General features: G+C 58.8%; 16 protein-coding genes, 1 tRNA gene and 1 pseudogene. 8 read left to right on the top strand and 10 right to left on the bottom strand.

Going from position 1 to position 18,166, the window contains the following annotated elements:
- The 3 genes from VIM95_RS03805 to VIM95_RS03795 form a co-directional block, all read left to right on the top strand.
- Window positions 1-689, top strand: a 689-nt coding sequence (locus VIM95_RS03805; RefSeq protein ID WP_331983180.1) for a DsbA family oxidoreductase, incomplete at its 5' end; no start/stop codon positions are given.
- Between the two features lie 402 nt (window positions 690-1,091).
- Window positions 1,092-2,084 carry a sensor domain-containing diguanylate cyclase gene (locus tag VIM95_RS03800; protein WP_331983178.1) on the top strand — a complete coding sequence of 331 codons (993 nt, stop codon included), beginning with the start codon at window positions 1,092-1,094 and terminating at the stop codon, window positions 2,082-2,084.
- 33 nt (window positions 2,085-2,117) lie between these two features.
- Window positions 2,118-3,563 carry a PQQ-dependent sugar dehydrogenase gene (locus VIM95_RS03795; protein ID WP_331983176.1) on the top strand — a complete coding sequence of 482 codons (1,446 nt, stop codon included), beginning with the start codon at window positions 2,118-2,120 and terminating at the stop codon, window positions 3,561-3,563.
- 80 nt (window positions 3,564-3,643) lie between these two features.
- Here VIM95_RS03795 and VIM95_RS03790 read toward each other — a convergent pair whose 3' ends face one another.
- Genes VIM95_RS03790 through VIM95_RS03775 form a run of 4 tightly spaced genes read right to left on the bottom strand, consistent with a single transcriptional unit; the run spans window position 3,644 to window position 6,376 of the window.
- Window positions 3,644-4,216 carry a BON domain-containing protein gene (locus VIM95_RS03790; protein ID WP_331983174.1) on the bottom strand — a complete coding sequence of 191 codons (573 nt, stop codon included), beginning with the start codon at window positions 4,214-4,216 and terminating at the stop codon, window positions 3,644-3,646.
- A 4-nt stretch (window positions 4,217-4,220) separates the two neighbouring features.
- Window positions 4,221-4,811 carry a phosphoheptose isomerase gene (locus tag VIM95_RS03785; RefSeq protein WP_331983172.1) on the bottom strand — a complete coding sequence of 197 codons (591 nt, stop codon included), beginning with the start codon at window positions 4,809-4,811 and terminating at the stop codon, window positions 4,221-4,223.
- A 21-nt stretch (window positions 4,812-4,832) separates the two neighbouring features.
- Window positions 4,833-5,174, bottom strand: coding sequence for a YraN family protein (locus VIM95_RS03780; RefSeq protein WP_331983170.1), 342 nt, complete (start codon window positions 5,172-5,174; stop codon window positions 4,833-4,835).
- Entirely contained in the window at window positions 5,174-6,376 is a 1,203-nt protein-coding gene (locus VIM95_RS03775) for a penicillin-binding protein activator (protein WP_331983168.1), read from the bottom strand. The genes VIM95_RS03780 and VIM95_RS03775 overlap by 1 nt, the downstream gene beginning before the upstream one ends.
- Between VIM95_RS03775 and rsmI the strand changes: the two genes are divergently transcribed.
- From rsmI to VIM95_RS03755, 4 genes and pseudogenes are all read left to right on the top strand, one after another.
- Window positions 6,371-7,231 (top strand): 16S rRNA (cytidine(1402)-2'-O)-methyltransferase, encoded by an 861-nt coding sequence (rsmI, locus tag VIM95_RS03770; RefSeq protein WP_331983166.1) that lies wholly within the window; start codon window positions 6,371-6,373, stop codon window positions 7,229-7,231. The two genes, VIM95_RS03775 and rsmI, sit on opposite strands and share 6 nt — an antisense overlap.
- A 39-nt stretch (window positions 7,232-7,270) precedes the next feature.
- A tRNA-Leu gene (locus VIM95_RS03765) sits at window positions 7,271-7,354 on the top strand.
- Window positions 7,355-7,518: 164 nt separating this feature from the next.
- Window positions 7,519-7,680: pseudogene (locus VIM95_RS03760) on the top strand (Arm DNA-binding domain-containing protein); the annotation flags it as partial.
- Window positions 7,616-8,062 carry a substrate binding domain-containing protein gene (locus VIM95_RS03755; protein ID WP_414648467.1) on the top strand — a complete coding sequence of 149 codons (447 nt, stop codon included), beginning with the start codon at window positions 7,616-7,618 and terminating at the stop codon, window positions 8,060-8,062. The pseudogene VIM95_RS03760 and the gene VIM95_RS03755, both read left to right, overlap by 65 nt.
- Before the next feature lie 312 nt (window positions 8,063-8,374).
- Here VIM95_RS03755 and VIM95_RS03750 read toward each other — a convergent pair whose 3' ends face one another.
- The 6 genes from VIM95_RS03750 to VIM95_RS03725 all read right to left on the bottom strand — a co-directional run bounded on the left by VIM95_RS03750 (window position 8,375) and on the right by VIM95_RS03725 (window position 16,661).
- Window positions 8,375-9,907 carry a Shedu immune nuclease family protein gene (locus VIM95_RS03750; RefSeq protein ID WP_331983162.1) on the bottom strand — a complete coding sequence of 511 codons (1,533 nt, stop codon included), beginning with the start codon at window positions 9,905-9,907 and terminating at the stop codon, window positions 8,375-8,377.
- A gap of 191 nt (window positions 9,908-10,098) precedes the next feature.
- On the bottom strand, window positions 10,099-12,246 hold the full coding sequence (locus VIM95_RS03745; protein WP_331983160.1) for a peptidase domain-containing ABC transporter: 2,148 nt from the start codon (window positions 12,244-12,246) through the stop codon (window positions 10,099-10,101).
- A 543-nt stretch (window positions 12,247-12,789) separates the two neighbouring features.
- Window positions 12,790-13,182 carry a hypothetical protein gene (locus VIM95_RS03740; protein WP_331983158.1) on the bottom strand — a complete coding sequence of 131 codons (393 nt, stop codon included), beginning with the start codon at window positions 13,180-13,182 and terminating at the stop codon, window positions 12,790-12,792.
- A gap of 106 nt (window positions 13,183-13,288) precedes the next feature.
- On the bottom strand, window positions 13,289-13,558 hold the full coding sequence (locus VIM95_RS03735) for a helix-turn-helix transcriptional regulator (RefSeq protein WP_331983156.1): 270 nt from the start codon (window positions 13,556-13,558) through the stop codon (window positions 13,289-13,291).
- On the bottom strand, window positions 13,555-15,390 hold the full coding sequence (locus VIM95_RS03730) for a DUF3857 domain-containing transglutaminase family protein (protein WP_331983154.1): 1,836 nt from the start codon (window positions 15,388-15,390) through the stop codon (window positions 13,555-13,557). Before VIM95_RS03730 ends, VIM95_RS03735 begins: the two co-directional genes overlap by 4 nt.
- A gap of 47 nt (window positions 15,391-15,437) precedes the next feature.
- On the bottom strand, window positions 15,438-16,661 hold the full coding sequence (locus VIM95_RS03725; RefSeq protein ID WP_331983152.1) for an HlyD family secretion protein: 1,224 nt from the start codon (window positions 16,659-16,661) through the stop codon (window positions 15,438-15,440).
- A 1,101-nt stretch (window positions 16,662-17,762) separates the two neighbouring features.
- Here VIM95_RS03725 and VIM95_RS03720 point away from each other — a divergent pair.
- The coding region (locus VIM95_RS03720; RefSeq protein ID WP_331983150.1) for a hypothetical protein at window positions 17,763-18,166 on the top strand (404 nt) is incomplete at its 3' end.

Raw genomic sequence — 18,166 nt, 5'->3', positions numbered from 1 at the left:
GACCGTGGTGGTCCCCGCCAAGCCATAGAAAGCAAGCCATGCCCACCCAGCTCAAGATCGATTTCGTTTCCGACGTTTCCTGCCCCTGGTGCGCCATCGGCCTGGGTGCCTTGCAGCAGGCGGCGGCTCGGCTGGGTGACGAGGTAAAGCTGGACATGCACTTCCAGCCCTTCGAACTGAACCCGGACATGGGCGCCGAGGGCCAGGATGTGGTCGAGCACCTCTCCGAGAAGTACGGCATCAGCGCCGAGCAGATCAAGCAGAATGGCGAGGCCATCCGCGCCCGTGGCGAGGCGGTGGGCTTTGCGTTCAATATGGACAAGCGTGCACGCATCTATAACACCTTCGACGCCCACCGGCTGCTGCACTGGGCGGGTCTCAAAGGCCGCCAGCTGGCCCTGAAGCAGGCCTTGTTCGCCGCCTACTTCACCGACGGCGAGAACCCCAGCCAGCATGCCTTGCTGGTGCGACTGGCTGGCGAGGTGGGGCTGGACGCCGACGAGGCGGCCGAGGTGCTGGCGAGCGACCGCTATGCGGCCGATGTCCGGGCCATGCAGCAGCGTTATCTGCAGAGCGGTGTGCGTGCCGTGCCGGCGGTCATCGTCAATGATCGCCACCTGATCCAGGGTGGGCAGCCGGCCGAGGTGTTCGAGCAGGCACTTCGGCAGATCGCCGCCGGCGAGGTCTAAGCGCGCACGGGGCGAGAATACAGCCGAGGCATCCGGGCTATACCCGCTGGGGGATGAAGCAGTAAGCCACCTGACGGTGGCAAGGACTTCGCTCGGCCCGGGGGCTTATCGTTCGGCCAAGCCCCGGCTGCGGCTACCTCCCGATTGGATCTCTGCTCCTCCGCAGGTTCCAGGCGCATAAGCGCCTGGAACGCTGGCAGCCCCCGCCGGCGGGGGACCGCTATGCGCGATGGTGCTCCGAATTGGTCTCGATATTGATTCTTCGGATCTGTCACAAGGTACCGACCGAGGGGGCCTGTCCTCTGGGCTGACGTGCGCGGGATACCGTCTAGACTACAGTCAGCGGCAAGGTGGCGGCCTTCCAACAGCCTCCGACCGCCTAACTTAGCTGGAGGAACCCCCATGCAGGCAGCTCCCTTGCCCGCCAACGAGGCGGCGCGCCTATCGGCGCTTGAGCGCTATGCCATCCTCGATACCATCGAGGAGCAGGCTTACGACGACATCACCTATCTGGCGTCCTGTATCTGTCACGCACCCATTGCCGCTATATCTCTGGTGGATGCCCAGCGGCAGTGGTTCAAGTCCAAGATGGGGCTGGCGGCGGCCGAGATGTCGCGCGACATAGCGTTTTGTGCCCACGCCATCCTCTCTCCCGGTGAGGTCATGGTGGTCAACGACGCCAGCTATGACCGGCGGTTTGAAGATAATCCGCTGGTCACGACCGACCCGCACGCACGCTTCTATGCTGGCGCACCGCTGGTGACCGGCGATGGCGAGGCGCTGGGCACCATCTGCGTGATCGATCTGGTGCCACGGCAGATGGCCGATGAAGAGCGCATGGCGCTGCAGGCCTTGTCGCGGCAGGTCATGGCCCAGTTGGAACTGCGGCGCCACGTGGTGGAGCTCGACAAACTCAGCAATCTCGACGGTCTGACCGGCATCTACAACCGGCGGGCGTTGGACCTGCGCCTGCACGAGGAATATCTGCGGGCCGAGCGCATGCATACCCCGCTTTCCTATCTGCAGATCGATGTGGATCTGTTCAAGACCTACAACGACAGTTACGGCCACCTGGCGGGCGACGAGGCCCTGCGTGCGGTAGCGGGACTGCTCAGGGAAACCGCGCGTGGCTATGACTTTGTGGCGCGCTATGGGGGTGAGGAGTTTGGCGTGATCCTGCCCACCACCGACGGGCAGAGTGCGCTGGACATGGCCGAACGGTTGCGGATGGCCATTGAGCGGGCGGCCTGGAAGCACCGACCGGTGACCGTCAGCATCGGCATTGCCACCAATACGCCGGAACGGCAGGCACATGGCTTGCTGGAGCAAGCTGACCAGGCGCTCTACCGCGCCAAACAGCAAGGCCGCAACCGCGCCATCCACTACGCTCATTGAGCGCGGCAGCGGCCACAAAGCCGGGAGGATGCGATGAAATGGCTGCAAGCGGGTGTGCTGGGTGGGGCTCTGGTGCTGACAAGCTGTGGTGGCGGTGGGGATGGCGGTAGTGCAGGTCCCGGCCCTGGCCCACAACCCGACAACCAGCCACCCACGGTGGCGCTGACGGCGCCGGCCAACTATGCCGATGCCCTGAGCGGTACGCTGACCCTGGCCGCGACCGCCAGCGACAACGTGGGTGTGGCCGCGGTGGAGTTCCAACTGGACGGCGCCGCCTTGAGCGAGGCCAGCAGCGCGCCTTACCGGGCCAGCCTGGAGACGGGAAGCTACGTGGCCGGCCAGCATCTGTTGCGCGCCCGCGCTCGCGATGCAGCGGGTAACCGCTCCACCTGGGCGACTGCCTTGGTGCGTTTTGGCGGCGGTGCCGATGTGGACCGGGGCTTTGCCAAGAACGAGGCCTGGCTGAGTGGACTCAGCAATGCCACGGCCATGGCCCAGGCGCCGGATGGGCGGCTGTTTGTGGCGCAGCAGGACGGTGCGCTACGCGTCGTCAAGAATGGCCAACTGCTGGCTACGCCTTTTGCCACCTTCAGCGTCAATTCGGCCGGCGAGCGTGGCTTGCTCGGGGTGGTGCTGCACCCGGATTTCACCGCCAATGGCTGGGTTTACGTCTACTACACCACCGATGCAGCGGGTACCCATAACCGTATCAGCCGGCTCAAGGCCAATGGCGACGTCTCGGCTGGAGAGGAGGCCACGGCCAACCTGCCCATCAACCTGCCCGCGCTCTCCAGCGCGTCCAACCATAACGGCGGGGCGCTGCATTTTGGCAATGACGGCAAACTCTATGTAGGGGTGGGGGACAACGCCAACGGTGCGCAGTCCCCCAACCTGGGCAGCGTATTTGGCAAGCTCTTGCGCTTCAACGACGACGGCAGCATTCCGGCCGACAACCCCTTCTATGGCAGCCAGACCGGCCTTGCCCGCGCGGTATGGGCCTATGGCCTGCGCAACCCCTATACCTTCGCCTTCCAGCCTGGCAGCGGCCGGTTGCATATCAACGATGTGGGGCAGAACACCTGGGAGGAGATCAATGTGGGCCTGGCGGGCGCCAACTACGGCTGGCCCAGCTCGGAAGGGCCGGACGGCATCATGGCCGGCATGACCGCACCGCTCTTTGCCTACAAGCACAGCGCCGCCTCACCGGCCGGCTCCGGGCCAGGCGGCTTTTTGACCGGCTTTGCCATCGCCGGTGGCAGCTTCTACCCGACTACCGGTCCTTACCCGGCCAGCTACCGGGGCAATTACTATTTTGCCGACTATGTGAGCAGCTATGTGGCCCGTCTGGATCTGGCCAACGACAATGCGGTCTACAGTTTTGCCCGCCTCAGCGGCAACCCGGTGGATATGCTGGTCGGCCAGGATGGGGCGCTGTATGTGCTGACCCGTAGCGCCATTACCCGTATTGCGGCCCAGTAGTTGCGGCGTGAACTGATCCGGCAAAGCAAAAGCCCGCCAGAAGGCGGGCTTTTGCATGGTGCGGGAATGCTTGGTGGCGCTTAATCCAAGTACTCGAACAGGGTCACGACCTTTTCCACGCCGGAAGTCTGGCTGGTGATCTCGGCAGCGTCCTTGGCTTCCTGCTGCTTGACGAGGCCCAGCAGATAGACCTGCTTGCGTTCGGTGACCACCTTCACGTGCAGGGGGGAGAAGCGGTTGGCGTCCACCATGCGGGCCTTGACCTTGGTGGTGATGCCGGCGTCGTTGGCACGCGAGCCCACGCTGGTGGGCAGTTGCACGATCAGCTCGTTGTGTACCTGGCGCACGTCGGTGGTTTCCTGGGCCATGCGGCCGGCCTCGGCGCGAGTGGCTTCGTCCGGTACTTCACCGGTCAAGAGCACCACTTTGTTGTAGCTGGTGATGTTGACGTGGGTCAGGTCGCCGAACTTGTCGGAGATACGGTCGCCAACGCGTTTTTCGATCTGTTTGTCGTTGAGGATGACCGCGCTGGCGCGGCGGTCCTGGGCGACCACCACACCGGTGGTGGTGCCGGCGACCACCAGCGGGAAGCAGGCGGTCAGCTGGGTGGCGGCAACAAGGCCGAGCAGCAGGGCGCTGTAACGTTTGAGCATGGTTTTATTCTCCGTCTAGCAAGATGCAGTCGATCGCGTCGCAGATGCTGTGGATCAGTAGAGCATGTACTTCCTGAATGCGGGCTGTACGGCCGGCGGGCACGTTGAGCTGGATATCGTCGCCCACCATGAGCTCGGTGATCTTGCCGCCGTCCTTGCCGGTGAGGGCGACCACGGTCATCTGCCGCTCGTGCGCGGCGTGGATGGCCTCGATCACGTTGACCGAGTTGCCCGAGGTGGAGATGGCCAAGAGCACATCGCCGGGCTGGCCGAGCGCGCGTACCTGCTTGGAGAACACCAGGTCGTAGTCGTAGTCGTTGGCGATGGCGGTGATGGCCGAGGTATCGGTGGTCAGCGAGAAGGCGGCGAGGCCCGGACGCTCTTTTTCAAAGCGGCCCACCATCTCGGCGGCGAAGTGTTGGGCGTCGGCCGCCGAGCCACCGTTGCCGCAGGCCAGGATCTTGCAGTCGGCCATCAGGGCGGCAACCATGCATTCAGCCACTACCGCGGTGGGGGCGGCGAGCAGTTCGCGTGCCTCCTCCATGGCGGCCATGCTGTCGAGGAAGTGCTGGTTGACGCGGTCGATCAGGTCCATGAGGCGTAATACTCTCTGTTGCTATTGTTCAATGATGTGCTTGAGCCAGCGGGGCGCGCCGTTGCCGTCGATCAAGACAGCGTCGAAGCGGCAGGGTGGCACCCGCGGCAAGGTACTGAGGTAGAGCTGGGCGGTAGCGATCAGCTTGGCCTGCTTGGCCGGCGTAATGCTGGCGGCGGCATCGCCAAAGCGCGGGTCGCTGCGTTTGCGGACTTCCACAAAAACCAGGGTGCCCCGGTCGTCGGCAATTAAATCGATCTCACCCAGGCGGCAGCGCCAGTTGCGCGCCACGATCTTCAGCCGCTGGGCGACCAGGAAGTCGGCCGCGGTTTGTTCGGCCGCGGCGCCCTTGGCTATGGACATCAGTTGGTCGTGGGGGCCGGCTCGGCCGCCGGTTGCGGTGCAGGCGCAGCAGGTACGGGCTCGGCCGGGGTCGCGGGTGCTACAGGGGCCGCCGGTGCAACTGGCTCAGGCTTGGGCGCCGGGGTGCGCGGTTGGCCGCCCACCTCGCCGCTGATCAGCTCACGGCTGAAGGCGCGCGTTTCGGACAATTTGAGCGTACCGGTCACCCCCTGCATCTCGATGGCCGCACCGGGTGCGGAGACCATCAGCAGCAGGCTCAGGCGGTAGGCGTCGATACCCAGGCCATAGAGGCGCTCCAGATCCGGGCCCAGCGGGCGCTCGGTGCGGCGGAAGCCAATCACGTCGGCCTGGTAGGGTTCCAGCAGCCAGGGCATGTCGACGAACTTCACGCCCAAAAGATCGATATTGGCGCCGGCCACCTTGCCGAACTTGCCGCCCCAGACCTGCGAGGTGGCGTAGATGGGGCGCTCGCTACCAATGTAGGGGCGCATCAGGCGGGCGCGCTTGAGGTCGGTGGCCAGGAAGAGCGCGTCGGCATTGAGGGCGGCCACGCTGTCCTTGAGCTTCCAGACGGCGTCTTTTTCATTGGCGAGCACGATCACTGCCGGCGCAGAGCCGGTCACGCGCTTCCACTCGCTGGCAAAGGCTTCGCGCATGCGGCGGGGCAGGGTGCCTTCAGCCTCGATGACCACCGGCTGTTTGCGGCCCTCGCGCTGCATGAGCTGGGCCACCTGGCGCGCCTCGGTCTCGATCGAGAGGCCCAGGCCATAGAGGTTGTCGGGTACTTTTTGTTCGTCCAGGCTGTTCAGGGCCAGGACCGGGATTTCGAGCTTGCCATAGGCGGCCAGCTTGGCGATGGCGCCGCGGGTGAGCGGGCCGATCACGCCGACGGCGCCGTGGGCGGCCGCCTCGCGGTAGGCCAACAGGGCCTCCTCGTCACGGTCGCCGGTCGCGTAAAGCCGGAGCTTGGGGGTACGGTCGTCGCCCAGCTTTTCCTCGGCGGCCAGGGCGCCCTGGCGCACTACTTCGGCCGCACCGGCCAGGCCCTTGGACTTGGTAGGCAGGATCAGCGCAATATGGGGGCCATCAGACTCCTCTACCGGGGCGGCCGGGTCCTCGGCACTGGCTGGCAGGGAGAGGCCAAGGTAGAGTAGCGCCGCCGCGAAGAGCGGCAACCAAGGAAAGGGTGCTTTACCGTGCATGACGAGCCGTATCCGATTGATCGTCCGGCATTATATGTGGTGGCTACGCCCATCGGGAACTTGCGTGATCTGACCCCGCGCGCCCAGGCGGTGCTGGCGGCGGTTGATCTGATCGCCGCCGAGGACACGCGCGTGACCGGCCAGTTGCTCAAGCACTGCCGTATCGACACCCGCATGATCTCGCTGCGCGAGCATAACGAGCGCGAAGCGGCCGCCAAGCTGATCGAGCGCCTGGCAGCCGGCGAGGCTGTGGCCCAGGTATCGGATGCCGGCACGCCGGCTGTCAGCGACCCCGGCGCCCGGCTGGTAGAAGCGGTCCACGCCGCCGGCTACAAGGTCATCCCCGTCCCCGGTGCATCGGCCCTGTTGACTGCGCTGGCCGGCGCCGGCATGCACTCGCCGCGTTTTCAGTTCCACGGCTTCCCCGAGCCCAAGTCCACCGCGCGCCGCAAGGAATTCGAGGCGCTCAAGGACCTGCCGCATACCGTCGCCTTTTTTGAAGCCCCGCACCGCATTGCCGAGAGCCTGGCCGACATGGCCGAGGTGTTTGGCGGCGAGCGTGTGGCGGTGGTCTGCCGCGAGCTGACCAAGACCTTCGAGACCATACGCCGCGCGCCCTTGGCCGAGCTGGCCCCCTGGGTGGCGGCCGATGCCAACCAGCAGCGCGGTGAGCTGGTGGTGCTGGTGGAAGCCGCACCCGCCAAGGAGAAGGACGCCGCTGCCGACTTCGACGCTGTACTGGCACCGCTGGTGCGCGAGCTGCCGGTCAAGCAGGCGGTGAAGCTGGCCGCCGAGATCACCGGCGGCAACCGCAATGCGCTGTACGAGCGTGCCCTGCAGCTGAAAGGCAATTGACCGGCAGGCCGCGGCTGGGCATAATCCGCGCCTCCTCCCGCCCGGGTGGTGAAATGGTAGACGCAGGGGACTCAAAATCCCCCGCCGCGAGGCGTGTCGGTTCGAGTCCGACCCCGGGCACCAATTACAAGTCCTAGGTCTTCCGAAGACTTCCGAAAAGCCCGCATCGTTGCTAGCGATGCGGGTTTTTTGTTTCCTATGCCGTCCGACGGAATCCGATTGAATCCGACGATGGGTGGGGGTAGCTTTAGGGGTAAGTCTCGATTCGATTTTGGAGATACCCCCAAATGGCACTATCAGACAGACAAATCAAGGCAACCGCTGCTGGCGAAAAACCTACCAAACTCGCTGACGGCCAAGGCTTATTCCTTCTCATCAACCCCAATAACTCACGTTACTGGCGGCTCAAGTACCGCATCGCTGGCAAGGAGAAATTGCTCTCCTTGGGGGTATATCCCGAACCCCCTGTCGCCACAGGAGTTGTCTGCCCTCGATTGCATCACGCCACCAATGGCTTCCGGGCATACTCCCTGGCGTCTCGATGGTCCGGACGGTACCGTCGAGACGTCCGTGTCAGGACGCTTTCAAGCCAACTCGGTGCACGCAATGCTGCAGGCCGCATTGGCGGGCTTGGGTATCGCGCTGCTGCCAGACGTTGTGACCGCGCCCCACATTCGCTCAGGAGCACTGGTGCCGGTGTTGCCACAATTCAGTGTTATGGGCGTGGACGTTCATCTTGTCTATCAGAGCCGGCGGCAGTTGCCCCGGGCGGTTCACGCCTTTGTTGAGTTCACTATGGCGAAGATGCGCGAGTCTGGAATGGTCACCTAAGCCTGACCGCCGTCTGATTGAGTGGTGATGTGACGGTTTGCTGTTTCCGTAGCGTGTCGCGGTGCTCACGATGCCAAGGGCTACACGCGCCTTGCTGCCCTGGTCTCTGCTCGATCAGCGGTCTCATGGGCACTAGGCTGCCCCCGTGCCGCCATCCAGCATCGCGTAGTGCTCGCTGACGACCCTTACCCCAACGTGGTAGACGACGCAATGCTATTCCAACTTCTCGGTGGTCAACCGTCACCAGTACGTCGGTCAGAGTCCGCTGGAACGGTGGTCAATCACTGCCTGCGCCCGCACTCATCGAATGGGTCAAAAGAGTGCGCTGTTTTCTTCTGGTGGAGCAGGAGTTCCTGCGGTCATCAGCCGCAGAATCTCGCGCAACTTTTCAAGCAACTCGTCGAACGTGACCACTACCGCGTCCCGTGACGAGTGGCGGAACAGGTCCAGCGAGCGCTTTCCCTGGAGGGTGTCCGGCGCCGTTCCTGCGATTACGATGCAGTGGACCGCAGAGACATGCGTGTCTTTGAGTGCTGGGTCGTGAGATTTGGCTGCGAAGTTGTTCAAGAGCTGGAAGCGCTGGTCAAGCACCTGCGCCATCGCGCTGGTCAGGTCCTTGTGTGGCGCGTGCAGGTCGCCACGGAACGTCTTGGCCTCAATCAGCTTGGTCGATGGGCGCTTGATCTCGATGAGGGCGAGGCTTCCAGTGAAACGCTGTGCGAACAAGAAGTCCACGATGCTTTCGCCAGCGCCGCGCAGCATCGTCCCGCCGACGTGCGCCTGGTCTTGAATCATGATTACCGGATGGGGAAACGCCAAGCCTAGAACGAAGGGATTGGCCTTGAAGAATGCTTGCCACTTGGGCTCGGGCAGATTCTTGCCAAGCATGCTTTCGATTTTGGCTATGAGCTCCCTCAATGTAACCTGCTCAATGACCGACTTGAGCTCTACCAACTGCGTGGGCTGCTCTGCGGCAATCTTCCCGGCGTCGTTGCGGATGACCGTGGCTGCCGCGAGGCGATCATCGGCGCTACGGTTTTGCGCGCGCCCCCCTAGCTTAACCAGCTCGTAGATTTCGCCAGGCTTCACCTTGGGGAATCGCCGCTCGAACTGGACCGGGTCGGCAACATGCAACAACTCATTGAAGGCGAGCAACTGGCGTTCGCGCAGCGACCGCATGCGCGCTCGGGTAGTGATCGAGTCGATGGACCTCTTGATTGCCGAGAATCGATCAATGCCGAGTTTGAACTTGGGCAGCTCTGCTGACGCGCCATTGCCCGGCTCGATCACCAATTCGGTGACGCCTATCATTTCAAGGATTGCATGCGGAATCAGCCGATATTCCCATTTGAAGCCAAGCCCATACTTGGCGTGGCGGCCAAAGCCAGCGGGCAGGCTTTCGAGCATCGCGTCGAACTCTTCGATGTCTTCAGGCAGCCACCAAGGCTCTTCCTCGTCGGCCAGAACTGTGATCGTGGCCAGCTCGTCATATTTCGGCGTAAGGAACGTGCGGCGATATGAGGCCGAAACCAACGGAAACATAGTGAGCGCATGCTCGGTAACGCGGGCGAGCAGCACCGTCTGCAGGGTCTTCTCCGTCCCGTCTTCAGGATTGGCCTTGCCGTGGGCATAAACCTCGACGCAGTCCTCGCCGCCATAGGTGGATTTCTTCAACGATACTTGCATCGCCTCGGCGTCGAGTTTGGTACCCGGCTCAAGACCGTAGTCAGACACATCTTCACGCGCAGGCTCTTCCTGCTCATCGAAGAAATCGTTTGCGTCAAAGAAATCATCCGCGATGTCTTCTGGCGTGCCAGCTTGGTTTTTGTTCTTTTGAGTCATCATTGCCCTCGTTAATGTAGGCACCTGAGCTAGCGAAGCTTTTGGAGATCATCGCGCCCGCACTTGCCCAGATACGACAGGGGAGCCGAGCGTTGCCTGCCACTGCCAAGATCAATCTTCTGGCTGAGTTGGGTATCGAGCTCGACGAAGAGGCGCTACTGCTAGCCCTGTCAGAAGATATACAGGTATCTTCATCATGCTAGATGTGGCACCTTTCCAGGACTCGCCTCGGCCTTAGGTACCTGCTTGAAATCCTGAGCGACGCGCCCCTTGTCGAGGCGCACGACCCGATCAGACATAGCTATGGTTTCGGGACGGTGAGCAATAACTACCCGAGTTAGATTCAGGCGCTTGACCGCCTCATTGACCCGTCGTTCGCTGGCGACGTCAAGATGGCTGGTGGCTTCGTCCAAGAACAAAATGCGAGGTCGCTTGTACAGTGCGCGTGCCAGCAGCAGCCGTTGCTTCTGCCCACCCGAGAGTGCAGTACCCATATCACCGATCAGGGTTTGGTAAGTCATGGGCATGGCCATGATTTCATCGTGTACGGCTGCTAGCCTAACGGCGGCTTCGATACGGCTTCGGTCGGGCGTATCTGCAAAGAAAGTAATGTTGTCAGCGATGGAGCCTGCGAACAATTGATCGTCCTGCATGACGGCAGCGATCATATTGCGATAGTGGCGCAGCCCCAGGCCGCGCAGCGGTACTCCCCCCACCAGTATCTCGCCTTCACTGGGCTGCACCAACCCCAGCAACAGCTTGAGCAAGGTCGTCTTACCACAACCGGACGGCCCAACGATAACCACGGACTCGCCCTCACCGATGACCAAGTTGATCCCATCTAGTACCCAGGGTTCAGTATCGGCATAACGGAAACGCACATTGCGCAACTCCAACCTCGGCTGCACGACACCTGCACTGTGATCAATATCTAGATATGGCTCGGGTTCGGTTAAGACAATGTCAGCTAATCGCTCACTATGTAACTGCAGCATGCGGATTTGGAAGAACAGATCAACCAGGTTACCCACCCGGCCGCTAAACTGTAGCTTGTAGGCGCCGTATGCAAACATCATGCCAATGCTGAATTGGTTGTCCATGACCAGGATGGCACCGAAGTAGGTGACCAAGATGGCTTCTATACCGAAGATCAGCCCATTCGCCGTACTGAATATCACGCTCATGCGCTGGGTGGTAAGCCCCCGGTTTGTGCTGTTGACCACCAGATTGAGCCATTGTGAGCGTCGGTCGTCTTCGCGATTGAAAAGCTTTATGGTCTGGACACCACGTATGGATTCCAGAAAATGGCTTTGCTCTTTGGCCGAATGGACGATCTGCTCTTCGCTAGCAGTTTTAAACGGCCCGTACGAGACCCAACGAACCAAGATGTACAGACCGAGCGCTCCCAGTGTCAGCGTTGCCAGCTTGGCCGAATACAGCAGCATCATGCCTAGTGCAAACACCGCCATAACACCATCGAGCACCGCGCTCAACGCGGTAGTGGTCAATACGCCCTGGATGGAATTGATGGAGCTGAAGCGTGAGACCACGTCGCCCATATGGCGGGTCTCGAAATAGTTCATGGGTAGTCGGGTCAGTCGACTGAAGAGTGCTGCGATCCATTGCAGCTTTAGGGTGGTGGAGAAGTAGATCACTACCCATTGCCGGAATGTAGTGATCGTCATCTGTACTAGCAGGAGTAGCAAGAAACCTATGGCCAGTACCTGCAACAGATTGCGGTCCTGGCTGACGATGACACTATCGATAACGAATTGCTGGAAAAAGGGTGACAGCACAGCCAGGAGTTCCAGTGCCAGCGAGAGTACCAATACCTGGGCAACGGCGCGCTTCATGCCCACTACTTGGCCAACCAGTTGTCGCAGGCTGACAGCCTGTATCTCTTGCTTTTTCTCGAATTGCGGCGTCGGCGCGAGTTCCAGCGCGATGCCGGTAAAATGCTTGCTAACCTCGCCGTAGGGTAGTTTTCGCACTCCAAAGGCTGGGTCGTGGATTTCTACCCAGCGGGGGCCTGCTTTCTTTAAGACTACGAAGTGGTTCATGTCCCAGTGCAAGATGCAGGGAGTCTGCAGTTGTGACAATTCCTCTAGCTCTAACCGCAGAGGACGACCAGCCAAGTGCAATTGGCTAGCAAACTGCATTATTTGAGCTAGCGTTGCTCCTTTGAGCGAGAGTGCGAAGCGGCGTCGCTGACTAGCCAGGTCAGTCTGATGACCGTGATAACAGGCGACCATGACCAATGAAGCAAGGCCGCATTCGGCGGCCTCAGTCTGTAATAATACTGGGAGCTTGCGATTTCCCCACCAGTTTAGGCCGCTGGTCATAAATTAATCTATCATCAATTTTTTGCTGGAAGTGGCGAGGGGAATTTCAGAGCCAACAATAAATAGATTGGTGAAAATTGAAAACCCTCATCCTACATGCTTAAGAATATGGTGGGTTACACCGTGATTCAGCAGTGGGACTAGCCGAGGCTTTTCTTTGCAGCCTGTCGTGTTTTATACAGCATGACAATATTGCTAAGCAGAAATACCAGAGCGATGCCACTAACAGTGCTTGAGCTTTTGAATGCGCTATCAGACCCGCAAATTATGAATATCAATAAATATGAAAATACATTGCCAGCAAAAATAATTTGCAATAAATTATTATTCACTAAAAGGTCTCCAAGTCATCTGCATTTTCAATGCACAGTCTGAATAATTACGCTTGCCGAAGTAAGCGTGGATTACTCCCCGGTGCTAGGATTGATGCCATCCATAGCTCTGGTTAGTTGGTCACGATAGTCGCATATTTTTAACATGCCCACCAAGTGCAAGTGTGCTGTGAATATACGTTCACAGCACACTTGCGCATCGGAGATTAAATTACTTCTTTCCGACGGTGCTGTTGCTGCCACTGTTATCGCTACTGCCACTACCGCTAGTGGCATTGCTAATCACCACCGAAGCAGTACCTGCAAGAGCTCCACCGGTTGCGGCAATCGCGCCGGCGACACAACCCACTGCAGCACCAGCAGCAGCGCCAGTAGCGGTACCTGCAAGTGAACCCGGGCCGGTCCAAGAGGTGCCGACCAAGCCAATTACGCCACCAGCCATCCCGCCCTTTACGGTACCCTCTGCGCAGCCATTGCCTGCAGTTTTAACGATGTCCACAAAATCATTCCACACACCGGTGACCACATCTTTGGAGCCATTAATTTCAGTGATGCTTAAGCCGCCGTTGATTGCTGCGAGTTCATTGGATTGCAGTTGACGCATGATAATTCCTCATCTAACTCTAGTATTGAATTACTTCACATTTATTCACAGATAACAAGTGTCAACTGAGAACCCCTAGCATGCTATCTGCTTGCGTTCCACCTGTTCAATGGCTGATTTGTACTAGTATGCTTGCCACACTAATTGCAACAGCATGCGCACGATTTTTTGCGCCGAGCTTAAGGTAAAGCGTATGCAACTGATTGCGGATCGTTTGCGGGCTTTTGCCAAGGGATAGTGCTATTTCTTTGTCTTGCATACCTTGGCTAAGCAGCTGCAGTATTGCTTGTTCCTTTTCGGTTATGTTCGGAGTAGCCACATGATTTCCTGGTTTTACGTTGAGACATGGCGCAGAGAAATTGAAGGCTTGCGTCATTGAATAATGATCTGACTGCTAATATCTTTTAGGATTAAATTAAGGGCGGGCTGCATTTTTTTGTAATCGTCTGGACTGCAAACTTGTTTCACTTTTGGCTTGATCTGCAGATTGCGCTGCAATCGAATCGATGTGCCAACTTGTTCATAATGGGCGGTGTAGCCAATCAGGGACTCATTGATCTCCACTGACTTCGGCAGTGCCAAGGGCTTAACTCCATCAGGAAGGACAAATACCGCTTCTTCAGTGACGTTGACGGGATTACAAATGTAAGGCTGGGTGCGTATTGCCTCTGCAAGATAGCGGCTCGCCTCATCCGCAATACCACTCGCTAAGGAAGACATACTGCGCATGCCCGTAGGGCCTGGTAGCGCAAGGTAGTTGTCAATGTCCGCGGCCATTGTCACATCCTGCCTTGCGCGATCACCGTTGCCGGCCAAAGAGAACGTACCGCTTCCTTTTAATTGCTGCCGCTGCAATAGGTTACCGACGATGGTACTGCGCCAAGCCGGTTGTGCATTGTTTAGTACATAGCGATTGAGTTCGGCGGCCCATCCCAGCAGCTGCTGACTTCCGCTCAGATGGGCTGCGCCATCTTCTTTGATCTGAAAGGTCAGCTTGGTACGCACGTCGCTCTGCTGTTCAACTGGGGTGTGCCCTATGGACCCTAACTTGGTGAGCAAAGTCGGTTTATCGAGCTCGGCCGCGGGCAGAAAGCCTGCGGCGACTGTCGTCGCTGTTGGGTCTAAATAGAGTGCAAGCTTGGGCACATAAACGATGGCGTGGTTGAAAGCTGATACGGCAGGCACATCTGGAAGGCGATAACGGCCACCTTGATTGATGAGCGCGGTAGTACTATCTATGCCAACCGAGGCGAGCATCGCGATCAGCAGCGAGGCGTGGTCTTTACAGTCACCGTAGCGGTTGTTCAGAACTTTGTCTGCACTGTGAGGAATGACGCCACCACGGCCCAGATAGACGGCAACATAGCGGACATTTTGACGAACCCAGTCCGAGAGCAAAAGCGCCTTCGCACGATCATCTATTGCATTGGCTGTGATTTGTTTGGCTAGGGTCGCAATGCTTTCAGTGGGTATGGCGGTATCGGCAGCAGATTGTTCGTAGGCATGTGCCAACTCAGCCCAGTCCTTGAATGTGCTGACCTGCAAATGATGGCCAAAATCGAGGTAATCAACAGCCATCGCCTCGACCCGATCTTTTGGCGCTTGATCATAGCGCCAAGTATAGGCTCTTCTTTCTCCCTGCTCTCTCACGTTCCCTGCCGTGTATGCAAGGCTATCTGCCCTTAGTCGCAGCGTAGAAGGCAAGTCGTACGTCAGGACTGATTCTTTGTATGGATGAAAGTCTGGTACCGTGATGTCTTCAAAATAGCCTGGGAATAGGGGTTTAGTGCGTTTGACATACTTGACGTAGATGCTGTCCCCCACGCTCAAATCCGAAAAAACAACGATCTTATTAATGTTATCCAGATACATCGGGGCTGCAGCCGATGCACGATCTTGTTGAGTTTTGATCTGGTCCGGAGCGACCAGAATTTTGCGGCCGTCGGCCTTAAGTGTGTAAGCCTCAACGGACTCCAGAGTACTGAGTTGCTTGTTGAGTGGGATAGTGTATTGGCCATATTGCTGCAGGGCCTCTTCCTTCTCGATCTTCTGTTGGGACTCTATGGTTACCGTGTATTCACCGTTTTCTTCAACGCGAAAGTGCTGATTGTCTTTTTCGATGGTGACATTGGGGTTGTCACCCGGCATCGCAAAGGTTTGGAACGAACTCAGCAACAGAACAGCCAGGATCTTCTTCTGAAATTTCATGAAATTTGGTTTCTTTGTAGTCTGTAATCAAGTGCAATTAGAGATGCCTAGATCCGCTGCTTGATGGCTATTAGTGGCTCCAGCAACCAGTCGATAATTTTGCGTTTGTCTACGAGTACATCGGCTTCTACCTGCATATCGGGGAGTAGCGCTTCCTGCCGGTCATAGGCCATCACTGTCTGTGAGGCCGGTTTAGCGACGATGCGGTAAGCAGCGTCCTTACCAATTGGCCCGACTGCGCTACGGGATACGGAAACGATACGCGCGGGATGCTGACCAAATTTTTGATAGGGATATGCTTGGTAGCGCAACAGCACCTCTTGCCCTGGTCTGATGAAGCCGATGGCACCTGATGGTGCGTAGAAATGGGCTTGCAATTGAGAACCCTTCGGCACAATGGACAGCAGGGCCATGTCACCGGTGACGGCTTGACCTGGCTCGCCTTGGACGGCGGTAACGAAGCCATTGGTTGGTGCGGTGACTATCACCTCGCGCTGAGCCTCCCGCTCAAGGATTTCCTGCTCCAGAGCGGCAATATCGCGATCCGTTTCGGCCTTTTGCTGGGCGCGGCGTAAAGGTAGGGAAGCAAGCTCGGTACCAGCCACGGCCAACTGGCCTCTTATTTCCTGCGCATTACGCTGCAGGCCGGATAGGGTGGCTTGCTGTGCTAATAATTCGTCAGCGCGTTGCTGCACTTGCAGCGGTGGAGCGAAATTGCTGCGAGCCAGTTCTTGATAGCGAGCGTAGGTTGCTTCGGCCAGCGTGACTCGTTGTTTTTGATTGGCAATTGCAGATTGTATTTGCGTCAGTTGCAGTTGGAGATCTGCCATCCGTTGCCGTAAGGTAGCTTGCTGACTCTGGAAGAGGGCGTCTTGCGTCGCGAGATCTTGCTGCAGGCTATGTTTGCGCTCGACTAGCGTAGTAACCGCCTGGGCCGATATTGCGCCATGTTGGGTTTGCCGCTCAGTGGAAAGTGTGAACAGTAGCTGGCCGGTAGTGACCTGCTGGCCTTCCGCGACATGGCGAGCGACGATGCGGCCCAGCTGCATCGGATAGACCTTGACCAGGCCTTTGTCTGGGACCAAGGTGCCAAGTACCTTGGTGCGGCGGGTGTATTCCTGCGTACAGGCCAATACCATCACCGAGAGCACTAGGCCTGCGGTGACGATTGTGAAAATGGTTAGCGCCCAGGGCTGCCTGAGAATGACCCGGCCTGTGACCAGGGCGGATCTGTGCGCCAGGGCCTCGGCCCTGAAAAGCTGATCCTGCATATTGTTAGATTTTACTTATGGTCTAATTGTTGTTTACGTACGGCAGAGGGTCCTGCGTTCCTCCTCTGCTGCCGTCGTACACCGACCATCCGGCCTGAGTGCGGTGAAGAATATATCCCACCCAGAAGTTGTTGAACAAGGGTCAACTTCAATAATTGGACACTTGTCCTTATTTAGTGCAATTGGGGGAAACGCCATGCTCAAATCGCCCAAGAATGAACAGTGCGATGTCCCGGTCGCTGCCGGGGTTGATGCCATGAGTCTGCAAAGAAGCCCAAAGGTGAACGTTTATGGGGAGGTGTTCACCAGATCGTCGCTTGGCGCCCACAAGGCAACCAACCGCGCCGCATTGAGTGCGTCATCTAGGGCTCGGTGATGACTACCCTGCATGGTCAGCCCTGCCAACTGGCAAGCCTTGGCTAGCCCCACTTCTTTTTCCGATCCGTTTGCGCTTCGCGAAGACTCGTTCGGCATTTAGATGCGGTAATGCAATCGGCACAGGCACTCTATGCCGAGCCGCATCTCGTTCGAACTGCTTTCGGTCATAGGCACCCCAGCTGGCCCAATAGGAGTCAGACTGGGCTTGCTTAGCCACAAAGACATGGAGTAGCTAAACCCGTATTCCAAACGATCTCACTCACATATCACGCTCATGAGACCGTTAGGTTGTTCACGCCGAACAACTCCAGGTCCCTACGTGGAGCGTAAATATGGCGATAGACAAGTCATTTAAACCAACCGACCTAGACTACCAACAGGCTTGTCCCCGGTGTCAATCAAGTCGGATTCAGTGCCGGGACTACGCCCGTCGGGCGGGCGGCACGGTAGGTCTGGCTGCAGGTGCAGTCGTCGGCACATCGTGCGCACTCGGCGGTGCCGAAGCAGGTCTTACGGTCGGCTTTGCCGCAGGGCCGTTTGGTGCTTTTGCCGGGGCGCTAATCGGCGGGTTGGTCTGCGCGGCAGCGGGTTGTGTTGCCGGTGCCCGCTTGGGCGCTGTCATCGATGATCAGGTGCTTGACAACTACAGTTGCCTGGCGTGTGGCCACATCCCTCCTGCTCTCGCAGACTATGCTTTGAGGGTATGCCCATCGGGAACGCTCAATGCCGTATCAACTCGTTCACGCGACCGGTTCGACCATCTACTTTGTGTTTCTCATCCTTTTTCTGTGGATGAGCCGGGTACCCCGGACCAACCCGGGAGCGGGCTGGTGGGCGCTGGGTATGTTGTTCGCGCTCCTGGCCCGCCTGGTGTTCCTGTTCTTGCTGCCGCAGCACGAAGCCAGCCTGGTGATCACGGTCTACTGGGGGCTGAATGTGCTGGAGAAGCTATGTCTGGTAGCGGGCTTGGTGCGCTTCTTCGGCGTGGCAGTCCGCTTGCCTTGGTTCTGGGGGGCGACTGCCGTCGTTGAGGTGTGGGTGTTGGTTTCCTGGCTGGCAGGTGTAGCGCCGCTGGCTCGTGGCCTGGGCGTGGCGGCGTTCAATATCGCCATGCTGTGCTATGTGGC

This window comes from Chitinimonas sp. (genome assembly GCF_036568685.1).
Lineage (GTDB): Bacteria > Pseudomonadota > Gammaproteobacteria > Burkholderiales > Chitinimonadaceae > Chitinimonas.
The sequence above is the reverse complement of the archived record's forward strand: the minus strand, read 5'-3'. Positions and strand labels throughout refer to the sequence as shown.

Excerpts from the sequence above, each read along its gene's own strand:
- VIM95_RS03785 (WP_331983172.1), bottom strand. The coding sequence starts at position 4,811 with ATGGACCTGATCGACCGCGTCAACCAGCACTTCCTCGACAGCATGGCC.
- VIM95_RS03795 (WP_331983176.1), top strand. The coding sequence starts at position 2,118 with ATGAAATGGCTGCAAGCGGGTGTGCTGGGTGGGGCTCTGGTGCTGACA.
- VIM95_RS03775 (WP_331983168.1), bottom strand. The coding sequence starts at position 6,376 with ATGCACGGTAAAGCACCCTTTCCTTGGTTGCCGCTCTTCGCGGCGGCG.
- VIM95_RS03730 (WP_331983154.1), bottom strand. The coding sequence starts at position 15,390 with ATGAAATTTCAGAAGAAGATCCTGGCTGTTCTGTTGCTGAGTTCGTTC.
- VIM95_RS03780 (WP_331983170.1), bottom strand. The coding sequence starts at position 5,174 with ATGTCCATAGCCAAGGGCGCCGCGGCCGAACAAACCGCGGCCGACTTC.
- VIM95_RS03735 (WP_331983156.1), bottom strand. The coding sequence starts at position 13,558 with ATGACGCAAGCCTTCAATTTCTCTGCGCCATGTCTCAACGTAAAACCA.
- VIM95_RS03725 (WP_331983152.1), bottom strand. The coding sequence starts at position 16,661 with ATGCAGGATCAGCTTTTCAGGGCCGAGGCCCTGGCGCACAGATCCGCC.
- VIM95_RS03750 (WP_331983162.1), bottom strand. The coding sequence starts at position 9,907 with ATGATGACTCAAAAGAACAAAAACCAAGCTGGCACGCCAGAAGACATC.
- VIM95_RS03790 (WP_331983174.1), bottom strand. The coding sequence starts at position 4,216 with ATGCTCAAACGTTACAGCGCCCTGCTGCTCGGCCTTGTTGCCGCCACC.
- VIM95_RS03740 (WP_331983158.1), bottom strand. The coding sequence starts at position 13,182 with ATGCGTCAACTGCAATCCAATGAACTCGCAGCAATCAACGGCGGCTTA.
- VIM95_RS03745 (WP_331983160.1), bottom strand. The coding sequence starts at position 12,246 with ATGACCAGCGGCCTAAACTGGTGGGGAAATCGCAAGCTCCCAGTATTA.
- VIM95_RS03800 (WP_331983178.1), top strand. The coding sequence starts at position 1,092 with ATGCAGGCAGCTCCCTTGCCCGCCAACGAGGCGGCGCGCCTATCGGCG.